The following is a 13940-nucleotide window of genomic DNA, read 5'->3' on the forward strand; positions in this document are numbered from 1 at the left end:
GAGATGTCGCGCTTTCGTGGGCCGACATGCTGAATGCCACTGGGAGAGATCGATGTCGAATAAGCGCATATTGCTGGTCGGAGCCGGATTGTCGGGCGCCGTCATCGCCAGGAAACTTGCGGAGGCCGGTCATTCCGCTGTCGTTCTCGACGAGCGCGCCCACATCGCCGGCAACTGTTTTACCGAGCGTGACAGCGATACGGGCGTGATGGTGCATGTCTACGGACCGCACATCTTTCATACCGACGATGAGCCGGTCTGGGATTATGTTAACCGGTTCCAGACCTTCATGCCCTATGTCAACCGCGTGAAGACGACCAGTGGCGGGCGCGTGTTCCTGCTGCCGATCAACCTGCACACGATCAACCAGTTCTTCGGCAAGACGCTGCGACCCGACGAGGCAAGACAGTTTATTGCGTCGCTGGCCGATACGTCCATCGGTGAGCCGAAGACGTTCGAAGAGCAGGCTTTGAAATTCGTCGGCCGTGATCTCTATGAGGCGTTCCTGAAGGGCTACACGGTCAAGCAATGGGGCTGCGAGCCAAGCAAGCTGCCGGCCAGCATTTTGAAGCGTCTGCCCGTCCGTTTCAACTATGACGACAACTACTTCTTCCATCGTTTTCAGGGCATGCCGGAGAACGGCTATACGGAAATGGTCGAACGCATCCTCAATCACGAGCGAATCGATGTCAGGCTCGGGACCCGTTTCACCCGGCCAGATGCCGCGTCATTCGACCATGTCTTCTATTCGGGACCGCTTGACGGTTACTTCGACTTCGAACTGGGTCGGCTAGGCTATCGGACGCTGGATTTCGATCGCTTCAGCTACAACGGCGACTACCAGGGCTGCGCCGTGATGAACTACGGCGATCTCGACATTCCCTATACCCGGATTACCGAGCACAAGCATTTCTCGCCTTGGGAAACCCATGAGAAGAGCATCTGCTACCGGGAATATTCACGCGCCTGCGGACCAAGCGACATCCCCTACTATCCGATCCGCATGGCCGACGAAAAGGCCTTGCTCGAGCGCTATGTCGAGCTGGCCCGGACGCAGCAGAACGTGACATTCGTCGGCAGGCTCGGCACCTATCGTTACCTCGACATGGACGTGACGATCCGCGAGGCCCTGGACACGGGGGACGCCTATATCAACGCCCTGCAGGGGAAAGGCGCGCTCGGAGCGTTTTTCGTTAATCCGTAGAGAGATCGTCAAAGACAACCATGTGTCTAACAGTTGGGGCGCGGTTATAAACCGCGCCCCAACTTCGTTTAGAGAGTGCCGGGAAGACCAGAGAGTCTGTGGTCTCCCCGTTAGTCGCAATCAGTAGGTTTTGTACGCTGCAATAACGGCCTCAACCTGTGCAGTGTTCAGCGCCTGAAGCTGCGATGACGACAATGCAGCCATGTGGGTGCTGTCGAGACCGGCGAGTGCGTCCGTGGAGAAGCCGGCGACCGCCTTCAGGCCAATAGCAGAGATCTCGTCGGTGGAGAACAATCCGAGCTCTGTGGCGTCCAGCGTACCTACCTGGGCGGAGCTCAGACCAGCGATCTGCGTGCTGGTCAGCGCTGTCACCTGATCGGAAGACATAGCGCTGAACTGGGTGGATGTCAGTGCTGCAACCTGTGTCGAGCTCAGAGCCGCAATATTGTCCGTGCTCAGCTTGGTAACATCCAAGCCACCGATCGCCTTTTTGCTGATCGCAGCAATATCGGTGGTCGAGAAGGTCGCGAGCTGGCCCGAGGACAAGGCGGCAAGCTGGGTCGACGAAAGTCCCGCAACCTGTGTCGAGGTCAGAGCTTCCGCATTGGCTGTCGTGAGACCGGCGATTGCGTCAGAGGAAAGGCCGGCAAGAGCCTTGGCGCTGATGGCCGCAATTTCGTCGGTGGAGAACAGCGCAATTTCTGTCGAGTCCAGAGTTCCTACCTGGGCGGAGCTCAGACCAGCGATCTGCGTGCTGGTCAGCGCTGTCACCTGATCGGAAGACATAGCGCTGAACTGCGTGGCTGTCAGAGCTGCAACCTGCGTCGAGCTCAGAGCCGCGACATTTGCCGTACTGAGCTTGGTAAGATCCAAGCCACCGATCGCCTTCTTGCTGATCGCAGCCATATCGTCGGACGAGAAGGTCGCGAGCTGGCTCGAGGACAAGGCGGCAAGCTGGGTCGACGAAAGTCCTGCGACCTGTGTCGTGGTGAGGGCTTCCGCGCCGCCTGTGCCAAGACCGGCGATTGCGTCAGCGGAGAGGCCAGCAAGAGCCTTGGCGCTGATGGCAGCAATTTCGTCAGTCGAGAACAGTGCAATCTCAGTCGAATCCAGAGTTCCCATCTGAGCGGAGCTCAGACCGGCGATCTGCGTGCTGGTCAGCGCCGTCACCTGATCGGAAGACATAGCGCTGAACTGGGTGGATGTCAGTGCTGCAATCTGCGTCGAGCTCAGAGCCGCAATATTGTCCGTGCTGAGCTTGGTAACATCCAAGCCACCGATCGCCTTTTTGCTGATCGCAGCCATATCGTCGGACGAGAAAGTCGCGAGCTGGCCCGAAGACAGGGCGGCAAGCTGGGTCGAAGAAAGTCCTGCAACCTGCGTCGTGGTCAGGGCTTCCGCGCTGCCTGTGCCGAGACCGGCGACTGCGTCAGCGGCGAGGCCAGCAAGAGCCTTCGCGCTGATGGCAGCAATTTCGTCGGTGGAGAACAATGCAATTTCTGCAGAGTCCAAGGTCCCTACCTGAGCGGAGCTCAGACCGGCGATCTGCGTGCTGGTCAGCGCTGTCACCTGATCGGAAGACATAGTGCCGAACTGCGTGGCTGACAGCGCTGCAACCTGCGTCGAGCTCAGAGCCGCGACATTTGCCGTGCTGAGCTTAGTAAGATCCAAGCCACCGATTGCCTTTTTGCTGATCGCAGCCATATCGTCGGACGAGAAGGTCGCGAGCTGGCTCGAGGACAAGGCGGCAAGCTGGGTCGAAGAAAGTCCTGCAACCTGTGTCGTGGTCAGGGCTTCCGCACCGCCTGTGCCGAGACCTGCGATTGCGTCAGCGGAGAGGCCACCGAGGGCTTTGGCACTGATGGCAGCAATTTCGTCGGTCGAGAACAATGCAATTTCTGTGGAGTCCAAGGTCCCTACCTGGGCGGAGCTCAGACCAGCGATCTGCGTGGTGCTCAGCACCGTCAACTGATCGGAAGACAGACTGCCGAATTGCGTGGCCGACAGCGCAGCAATCTGAGTCGAGCTGAGAGCTGCGATATTGTCCGTGCTGAGCTTGGTAACATCCAGCCCGGCAAGAGCCTTTTTGCTGATCGCAGCCATATCGTCAGACGAGAAGGTCGCGAGCTGGCCCGAGGACAGGGCGGCAAGCTGGGTCGAAGAAAGTCCTGCGACCTGTGTCGTGGTCAGGGCTTCGGTGCTGCCGGTGGTGAGGCCGGCGATTGCGTCAGCGGAGAGGCCACCGAGAGCCTTGATACTGATGGCCGCAATTTCGTCGGTGGAGAACAAAGCAATTTCTGCAGAGTCCAGGGTCCCTACCTGAGCGGAGCTCAGACCGGCGACCTGCGAGCTGGTCAGCGCTGTCACCTGATCGGAAGACAAACCGCCGAATTGCGTCGCTGACAGCGCTGCAACCTGCGTGGAGCTGAGAACTGCGACATTGTCGGTGCTGAGCTTGGCAACATCCAGGCCAGCGATCGCACTCTTGCTGATTGCGACGATCTGCGTGCTATCAAGAGACCCGATCTGCGCAGTTGAGAGCTCAGCAACCTGGCTGCTGTACAGACCTGCCACCTGGGCGGTGGAGAAGCCATCGAGCTGTGCAGAGCTGAGAATTTGGATCTGATCGAGGCTCAAGCCCGCAAGTGACTTTACCGAAATGGCGCTCATATCCGCTGAATCGAAACGAGCTAGGCCGTCGGTCGTTAGGGCGGCAATCTGCGATGAGGTGAGGGATTTGATTTGAGCACTGCTCAAAGCATCGACATCTTCCGAGGTCAATCCCGCGATCGTGGTCGTCGATAGTTTGGAAATCTGCGTATTGGATAGGGAAGAGATGATCGTGGTCATGGACGTGTCCTTGATGTCGTTAACGAGAGGTCACGCCTATCTGCCGTCAGACACCCACACACCTGGCGGCAATCCGACCTTGCGCAAATACAGCGAAACAAAAGGGGACATGGCTCACGTGAACCTCGGCGTCGGAAAGGCATCATGCAATTCGAGCCAGAACATAGCTCGGATTTCCCACGCTCACTTGTGCGAAAACTTGAACGCTGTTTTCGCGCCCTAAAATATTTAGCCGAAAATTCTTAAATGAGGCTTAACAAGGGCACAGGCATAAAGTGTTGGCGCTCCGTCCGACACATTGTTGGGCTAATCCAGCGATGCCTGGAGCTTTCCGCTGCTGCGAACAAGAACAGTTGGTAGGCATGATAGATTCGAAATTCATGAATTACCAAAGTCACTTGGCCACAGCTTATTTTTATTAAAAATGCATCCACTACAAATACGGTTACCCATATGAACCGAGAGATCGCAGCTCTTAAGGTTGGAGAACAGATATCAGGCGCTGCTGCGAAAAAACTCAGGCGCTTTCTCCAATACTAACGGCTACTGCACCAACCACGTTTATTCTTCTGCTATTTCGTCGGAGAATTAAGCGATGTGACATACATGGACATGCTGCATAAGACGACCGTCCTCTGGAGCAAAGGTCCTGGATAATCTTATCACGTAGTACGCGACATCGTCGCGCGCGCCACTGCACGTCTGGATTGCCCTCACCCTGCTTCGCGACCGCAATAACAAGCCCGACGCAAGCTAACCCCGATAATTACAAGGATAAGACGCGTGGAGTGCGTCAATCGTCAGCACCGCTGCCTTGGAACGGGATGGTCATGAACGCCAATATCGCACCTGCAACTGCCCAGGCTTCGCCCTTCGCCAGTATTCTGGAGAAGGCGCAGAACCAGCAACTCTCGCTCGGCGATCTGTTCCAGGTTGCAGAAGCGCTCAATTCCAGCGGCCAGCAGGCGCGCGCCGTCGAGGTCTACAAGGTGTGGACCGCCTTCAACGAAACCCACCCGCTTTTGCATGTCGCCTATTTCAACTACTCCGTGACGCTGCGACAGCAGGGCGACAATGCCGGCGCCATTCTCGCCTTGCAGGCGGCCAACAGGCTCGATCCGCTTTTCGGCCCGGCCCATATCAATCTGGGACGTACGCTCGAAGATTCCGGCCTCATCAATCAGGCACTCCAGAAATGGCGCACCTATATCGATCTGACCGACGAAGTCATTCCTGACCGCATCAACAACCGCCTGATGGCCATGCAGCATACCGGCCGCGTGCTCGAAAACGCAGGTCGGCTGGATGATGCGGAATCCATCCTGTGGCAGGCGATCGAACTGCAGCCAAACAAGACGGAGGCCGGCCAGCACTGGAGTTCGATTCGCCAGCGCCAGTGCAAATGGCCGGTTCTGACTACGACATCGCCGCATGTGACGCCGCGCCAGCTTCTCGATGCGATGTCGCCGCTGACGCTGTCGTGCTATTCGGACGATCCGATGTTCCAGCTGGCCAAGGCCTATCGCTACAGCAAGCAGCTTATCGGCGGGCCGTTCGACCTCAGCGCCTTCCCCCGCAAGGCGGCCAAGAAAAAGACCGGAACCGGGCAGCGTCTGCGCATCGGTTATCTCTCATCAGACCTTCGCGACCATGCCGTCGGTTTCGCATTGCGTGAAGTGCTCGAGTTGCATGACAAGGATAGCGTCGAGATCTACGCCTACTATTGCGGCGAGGCCCGCACCAACGATGCCACGCAAGACCGCATCAAGGCGGTCGCCGACCAGTGGCGCGATATTGCGGCACTTGGCGATGCGGAAGCGGCGAAGACGATCCGCGCCGACGAGATCGATATCCTGATCGACGTCAACGGCTATACGAAAATGGCCCGTGCGAAAATCTTCGCCTACCGTCCGGCACCGGTCATCGTCAATTTCTGCGGCTATCCGGGATCGATCGGCAGCCCGTTCCACCAGTACATGATTGCCGACGGTCACATCGTGCCACCGGAAAACGAGATCTTCTATACGGAGAAGGTGCTGCGGATCGCCTGCAACCAGCCGATCGACCGCAAGCGCGTAATCGCCCCGACGCCGAGCCGCATCGATGCCGGACTGCCAGACGGCGCCTTCGTCTATGCCTGCTTCAATGGCATGCAGAAGATCACGTCGAACTGCTTCAATCGCTGGATGAAGATCCTGTCGGCAACGCCCGGCAGCGTCCTCTGGCTGCTCGCGGGTGACGAGGATGCCAATGTGCGGCTGCGCCAGTTGGCAGAAAAGCAAGGCATCGCGGCAGAACGGCTGATCTTCGCGCCGAAAGCGCCGAACGCCAATCACCTTGCCCGCATCGCCTGTGCCGATCTCTTCCTCGATACATTCCCCTACGGCGCGCATTCGACGGCATCGGACGCCATCACCATGGGTCTTCCGATCCTAACTGTGTCCGGCAACGGCTTTGCCTCGCGGTTCTGCGGCAGCATTGTTGCCGCCGCCGGCATTCCGGAGATGATCTGCGCCACACCGGAGGAGTATGTCGCGCGCGCCATCGGATTTGCGCATGACCGCGAGAGCCTGCGGGCGATCAGAAAATCGCTCTGGGACAAGCGCGATACGAGCGCGCTTCGGGACATGCCCGGCCTCGCGCGTCGGCTGGAAGAACTCTACTGGCAGATGCAGGGCGAGGCCGAGCGTGGCGAGACGCCGGTGCCTGATCTTCGCAATCTCGACATCTATTATGAAGTCGGCGCGGAGCTCGTTCTCGAGGGGATCGAGTTCGAAACTGCCGATGCCTACCGGAAGCGCTACACATCCAAGCTGGCATATCAGAACGAATATGCGCCGATTCCCTACGACGACCGTTTCTGGAAACAAAACAAGGGCTGAACTGTCCTGACCCGGCTGTTCTCGATCGAGAGCGTCCGGGTTTTCGGCAGTATCAAACGCTCAAAATCCATTTTTAAAATCAAGTGCCGCATCAAGGATCATAGCGTATGACCTCGACCATTTCCTCCCTGAGTGCCTCTCAGGTCAGGTCCCTCTCAACGGCAAGCGTTGCTGCGTGGACCACGGAAGATGTCGCATCGCTTTCGACCAAGCAGATCGCTGCGATGTCGTCCTCGCAGATTGCGGCCCTTGATGTCGAAGACGTCGACGTGATGAACACGGTGCAGCTCAATGCCATTTCGCAAAATGCGATCATCGGCCTGACGCTGGACCAGTTGTCCATTCTCAACGGGAACGAAATCGCCAGCCTGAGCACGAGACAGGTTTCCTCACTGTCGACCGCACAGATCAGCAGCCTTTCGGACGATCAGGCCGAGGCTCTGACCTCCGTCCAGGTCGGTGCCCTCACCTCGGAACAAATCGCGGCCCTTACACCGGACGAGATCGCAACATTTTCGACCGCCGACATGGCTGCGATCAGCGCGAAAGGTGTGCGCGGCCTGACATCGACGCTGATCGCCGCACTGTCGGAAGAACAGGTCGCAGCGCTCAACACAGCGGCGATTTCCAATCTGGCCACGAGCCAGATCGATGCCTTTTCCGCCGATCACCTTGCCGCGCTGAAGACAATCCAGATCGCCGCTCTCGGCGGGTCGCAAATGGGCGCATTGACCAGCAACGATATCGCGGCGCTGTCGACGGATCAGGTTGCGGCGCTCAACACAAGGGCGATCGTCGGTCTCAACACCGATCAGATTGCTGCTCTGTCCATCGACCAGGCCGAAGCGCTATCCTCGGTCCAGGTAAAAGCGCTGACCTCGATCCAGCTTGCGGTTCTGAGCGCAGAGGCGATCGAAACGTTTTCGACGGCGGACATCGCATCAATCAGCAGCAAGGCGGTCTCCGGTCTGACAACCGACGTGATCTCAGCCCTGTCCGAACAGCAGATCGCCGCCCTGACCGTGGGGACGGTTGCGAAGCTTTCGGCAACGCAGGTCGCAGCGCTCTCGGTCGATCAGTTCACTGCCATGGCGACAGCGCAGATCGCAGCGCTCAGCGCAACGCAGATCACCGCAATCAGCACGGGGACCATAGCCGAATTTTCCACGCAGCAGATTGCAGCACTCGGAACCGCGACCGTTGCCAAGCTTTCGACGGTTCAGATTGCAGCACTTTCCGAAGATCAAGCGGAAGCGCTCTCCTCGGTCCAGGTAAAGGCCCTGACCTCAACGCAGATCGCAGCCTTCAGCGATTCGGCAATCGCCACCTTCTCGACCGACGATATCGCTGCCATCAGCAATCGTGGCATTGCGGGGCTGACCGTCGAGAACATTGCCGCGCTGACAACCGGACAGATCGCTTCGCTCAGCACGTCCGCCATTTCCAACCTCGGCACGGACCAGATTGCCGCCCTTTCGGTCGAACAGGCCGAGGCCTTGTCTTCGGTCCAGATCAAGGCGCTGAGCTCGAAGCAGCTTGCCGCACTGTCGCCGGAGGCAGTCGCGACCTTTACCACCGCCGAAATCGCCGCGATCAGCAGCAAGGGTATCGGCGGCCTCAGTTCGGATGCGATCGCAGGACTTTCCATCAGCCAGGTCGCGGCTCTCGGCACGGGTGCGATCGCCAAGCTTTCGACAACCCAGATCGCCAGCCTTTCGGCCGAGCAGGCGGATATCCTATCCACCCTGCAGATCGCGGCACTGACCTCGAAACAGCTTTCAGCGCTTTCCCCCGAGGCAATCGCGACGTTTACGGCCGCAGAAATCGCGACGCTCACCAACAAGAGCATCGGCGGCCTCAGCACCGATATCATTGCGGCACTCACGACAGCGCAGATCGCCGCTCTCGGGACGAGCGCGATTGCCAACCTCGGCACGCAGCAGATTGCGGCACTGTCGACGGATCAGGTGGCTACGCTTTCGGCGGCTCAGGTGAAGGTCCTGTCTTCCAAGCAGGTTTCTGCGCTGACGGAAGACGGTATCGCGACACTGTCGACGAACCAGGTGGCAGCACTGTCAACAGGTGCCATCAAGGGCTTGGTCGCGGACCAGATCGGTGCAATGTCGACCCGGCAGGCCGAAAGCCTGACGTCGGCACAGGTCGGCGCCCTGTCGTCGAAACAGCTCTCGGCGTTCGACGATGATCACATCGCCACCTTCTCAACGCTCGATATTGCAGCACTCGGATCGAGCGCGGTTGGCGGGCTGTCGGAGGATGCGATCTCGTCGCTCTCCGCAAGCCAGATCGCAGCGCTTGGGACAGGTGCCCTGGCGGCACTTGGTACAGGCCAGATCGCAGCTTTTGCGACATCCCAGATCGGAGCGTTGAGCACTCAGCAGATCGCCGCCCTGAAACCGACACAGATCGCAGCGCTCGGCGCGAGCGACATTGCGGTTCTCTCCACGGCGCAGGTCGCCGCACTGAGCGCCTCCGCAGTGGCAGCGCTTGGCGTCGATCAGGTCGAGGCTCTCACATCCGCACAGATCACGGTGCTCGGCTCCAAGCAGATGGCGGCCCTGACATCGACGCAGGTCGCAGCGCTTGATACCGCCGACATCGCACGGCTATCTTCCATGCAGGTCGCAGCCCTAAGCGCCTCCGGCGTTGGGGGTCTCAGCACCAGACAGCTCGCCGTTCTGTCGGTCGATCAGGCCGAAGCGCTGAATTCCAATCAGATCGGTGCACTCACATCCTCGCAGCTTGCTGCACTCGGGACCGACGACATCGCGACATTCTCGACCAAGGAGATTTCGGCGATCGGTTCGGGCGCAATTTCGGGTCTGTCCACGTCAACGATCGCCAGCCTGTCGAGCGAGAAGATCGTGGCGATCAGCACAGCCGGTATCTCCGGCATGACGACACGGCAGGTCGATGCCCTGAGCGCTGGTCAGATCGCGATCCTTTCCACGAAGCAGGTGTCGGCGCTGACCTCGCTGCAGGTCTCTGTTCTTGAGACTACAGATATTGCCGCTCTTTCCTCGAGCCAGGTGAACGCACTCAGTTCCACCGGTGTTGTCGGCCTGACCACGAGCCAGATTGCCGCGCTCTCCTCGGATCAGATCGCAGCGCTGTCCACCCGCCAGGCTGCGGTTCTGAGCTCGTCGCAGATCGTGGCGATCATCTCCAACAATATCGAGGCGTTTTCCGCCAAGAACCTCGGCGTGATCAGCTCCAGCGCGGTTGCCGGGCTTTCAACATCGGTGATCGCTGCTCTTTCGACCGCAGCCATCGCGGCGCTCAGCACGAACGGCATTTCCGGACTGACGACGAAACAGGTGGATGCGCTGACATCCGACCAGGTTTCGGTCCTCACCACGAAGCAGCTCGCGACACTGACCTCGGCGCAGGTCGGTGCTCTCGGCGCCAGCGACGTGACCGTGCTGACGACCTCCCAGATCGCGGCGCTTAGCGCGGCGGGTGTCGCCGGGCTTTCGACCGGCCAGCTGAGTGCGTTGAGCACGGCGCAGGTCGAAGCCATGACGGCCTCGCAGGTCGGCGCGCTCAGCTCCAAGCAGCTTGGAGCGCTCGGCACCGACGATATCGCCACATTCTCCACCGCAGATATCGCCGCGATCGGCTCGGACGCCATTGCCGGCCTCTCCACCGACATGATCGCGGCACTGTCGGTCGACCAGGTCGATTCGCTCAGCACAGCCGGCATAGCCGGTCTCAGCACCAGGCAGATCGACGCCATGGACTCGGCGCAGATCGAGGCGCTGACAAGCAAGCAGGTCGCGGCCCTCAATTCCCGGCAGGCGACGGCGCTCGACACTGCCGATATCGGCAAATTCTCGACGCAGGATATTGCAGCGATCGGCTCCGACCTCATCGTCGGGCTTTCGACCGCCGTGATCGCAGCACTGACCACCGATCAGGTCGCAGCGCTGAGTGCAGCCGGACTGTCCGGGCTGTCGACGAAGCAGATCCAGTCTCTGACAAGCGACCAGATCGGATCGCTCTCATCGTCCCAGATTGCGGTTCTCAACTCCAAGCAGATCGCAGCGCTGGATACGGAAGATGTCGCGGCCCTTTCGGCCGGCCAGATCGCCGCTCTGAGTTCGGGCGGCGTTACGGGGCTTTCGAGCGCGCAGATCAGCGTCCTTAGCACCGCTCAGGTCGAGGCCTTTACGGCGACCCAGGTTGGCGCCTTCAGTTCATCGCAGATTGCAGCGCTTGGCGCCGACGATCTTTCGACCTTCTCGGAAGCCGATATCGCCGCGATCAGCTCGGCTGCGATGCAGGGTCTGTCGACCGCGACCATCGCGGGCTTTTCGGCAGACCAGATCGAAGCGCTAGGCACCGCCAATATCGCCGGCCTGACGACGGCTCAGGTCGGGGCGATGAGCACGGATCAGCTGTCTGCGCTGACCACGAGCCAAATCAAGAACCTGACCTCGCGGCAGATTTCGGCGCTCGGCACATCCGGGATCGCTGCCTTCTCCCACGATCAGATCGAAGCGCTCAACACGGCCGCCATCGCGGGGCTGACAACGGCCCAGATGAGCAGCATGAGCAGCGATCAGATCGAAGCTCTGACGTCCGTTCAGGTTGCCATGCTGAGTTCGACGCAGATCGCATCGCTTGGCACGGACGATCTGGCGACATTCAGCACTGGCGATCTTTCGGCGATCAGTTCGTCGGCCATGCAGGGGATCTCGACAGCGACGATTGCAGGCTTCTCCGCCGATCAGATCTCTGCACTCGGCACCGGCGGCATTGCCGGGCTGACAACGGCCCAGATCAATGTCCTCAGCACCGATCAAGTCGGCGCACTCACCACCGGCCAGCTTTCGGCTCTGACATCGAGGCAGGTGGCAGCGCTCGGCACCGACGACATTCTTGCCATCTCGGCCGATCACATTTCGGCGCTCAACCCGTCGGTGATCGCCGCTTTTTCGACGGTCCAGATCGCAGCGCTCAGCACGAGCCAGTCGGAGGCACTGACATCAAGCCAGATCGCCACCTTGAGCTCAGGCCAGATCGCAGCCTTCGGACTTGACGACATCGAGACATTCTCGACTGCAGACATCGCCGCCATCACGTCCAAGGCCGTGCCCGGCCTGTCGACGTCGATGATTGCGGCACTTTCGACCGACCGTATCGCGGCTCTCAGCGCCGACGGCATTGCAGGCCTGTCGACCGCCCAGATCAATGCCCTGAGCGTGCTGCAGGTGGAAGCCCTGACGACTGCGCAGTTCTCGGTGATGACGTCCCGCCAGCTTGCGGTGCTCGGCACGGACGATCTGGCGATGCTGTCTCCGAACGATATCGCGGCGCTCAACACAGGCGCGATATCAGGCCTCTCGGCGATCCAGATTGCCGCCTTGACGGTCGATCAGGTGGAGGCATTCACCTCCGATCAGGTGGGCATGCTCACATCCACACAGCTTGCCGCGCTTGGCCAGGACGATATCGAAGCGTTCTCGACCAGTGACATTGCCGCGATCAGTTCGAAGGCGATGCCTGGCCTTTCCACAGCAATGCTGTCGGCGTTTTCGGTCGAGCAGATCTCCGTGCTCGGTACCGGCGGCATTGCAGGACTTTCGACGGCGCAGATCGCCGTCTTGAGTTCGATGCAGATCGAAGCTTTGACGACCACGCAGATCGCGGTTTTCACGTCCAAGCAGATTGCAGCGCTCGACACCGGAGATCTCGCCGTTCTCTCGAGCCAGCAGCTTGCGGCCATCAGCTCGGCCAGCGTTGGTGGACTTTCGACGGCAACGATCGGCGCCTTCACGACGGAGCAGATCGCGGCCTTGAGCCCGGCTGCGATCTCGGGTCTCTCCACCAGCCAGATCAACGCCATCAGCGTCGATCACCTGGAAGCGCTGACGACCGACCAGGTCGGCGCCCTGACCTCCAAGCAGATGGCCTCGCTCGGCACAGACTATATCGCAGCACTTTCGGTCGAACAGATCGCAGCTATCGGTGCCGGCGGCATTTCCGGTCTCGGCAGTGTCCAGATCGCGGCTCTCAATACCGAGCAGATCGACGCGTTCACGACAAGCCAGATTGCGGCGCTGAGTTCCGGCGCGCTGATGGGGCTCTCGTCGGAAGATTTCGAGACCTTCTCGACGGCGGATCTGGCAGCGATCAGCTCATCCGCAATCAAGGGCCTTTCGACCGGCTTTATTGCCGCGCTTTCTAACGATCAGATTGCATCCTTGAGCGCTGGCAGCGTCGGCGGCCTGACAAGCCTGCAGATCGACGCCATGAGTGCGCAGCAGATCGACGCGCTTTCGACCGAACAGCTTGCGGGCCTCAGCGCCAACGGACTTGGGGGGATTTCGGCAGACGATTTCGGCACGTTCACACTCGAAGAGCTGGCCGTTCTCAACCCGACTTCGATCAAGGGACTGCCGGTCAGCATCATCGCAGGTCTTTCCACGATCCAGATCGGCGCGCTGACGACCAGCCAGGTGGCCGGCCTCGGCTACAACCAGATCGTCGCCATGAGCACCGATCAGCTCGCCGCATTGTCGGTCGATCAGGTCGGGGCCCTGGGCGCGCTTCAGGCATCGGGCATCGGCGCCGACGATATTCTGGGCTTCACCACCGAGGAGATTGCCGCCTTCAGCACCGGTGCGATCTCAAGCTTGAGCACGCTGGTCATCGCGTCGCTCACCACGGCACAGGCAGAGGCCCTCACACCGCTGCAGGTCAACGCGATGACGTCGGCACAGATTTCCGCACTGACGGATGCGGGCCTTGCGACATTCTCGGCCGAAGACATCTCGCTCATCAGCGCCTCGGGGATCTCCGGCATATCGACGGCAGACATCTCGCATCTGACGAGCGACCAGCTTGCGGCGTTGATCGATACGCAGATGGGATCGTTGAGCCCGGACCAGATCTCCGCCGTGATCGCCCGCTATGTCGCGTAAGTAAGGTTCACCGCGTCGCGGTGAACCGCTCGACGGCCGTTGGGTTCAAAGCATCTGTGA

Annotated in this window: 4 protein-coding genes; 3 read left to right on the top strand and 1 reads right to left on the bottom strand. The window is 60.0% G+C overall.

The features are described from left to right. Positions 1-52: 52 nt before the first annotated feature. Positions 53-1204, top strand: a complete 1152-nt coding sequence (gene glf / locus AC0JZ8_RS20025; protein WP_471893276.1) for a UDP-galactopyranose mutase — start codon at positions 53-55, stop codon at positions 1202-1204. A gap of 120 nt (positions 1205-1324) precedes the next feature. Here glf and AC0JZ8_RS20030 read toward each other — a convergent pair whose 3' ends face one another. Continuing rightward, positions 1325-4054, bottom strand: coding sequence for a beta strand repeat-containing protein (locus AC0JZ8_RS20030; RefSeq protein ID WP_471893277.1), 2730 nt, complete (start codon positions 4052-4054; stop codon positions 1325-1327). Positions 4055-4884: 830 nt separating this feature from the next. Here AC0JZ8_RS20030 and AC0JZ8_RS20035 point away from each other — a divergent pair. Continuing rightward, the gene (locus AC0JZ8_RS20035; protein WP_471893278.1) at positions 4885-6936 is read left to right on the top strand and encodes an O-linked N-acetylglucosamine transferase, SPINDLY family protein; all 2052 of its coding nucleotides are present in this window, start codon (positions 4885-4887) and stop codon (positions 6934-6936) included. Between the two features lie 107 nt (positions 6937-7043). After that, entirely contained in the window at positions 7044-13880 is a 6837-nt protein-coding gene (locus AC0JZ8_RS20040; RefSeq protein WP_471893279.1) for a beta strand repeat-containing protein, read from the top strand. The last annotated feature ends 60 nt before the right edge of the window (positions 13881-13940 follow it).

The organism is Velazquezella soli, assembly GCF_977018685.1.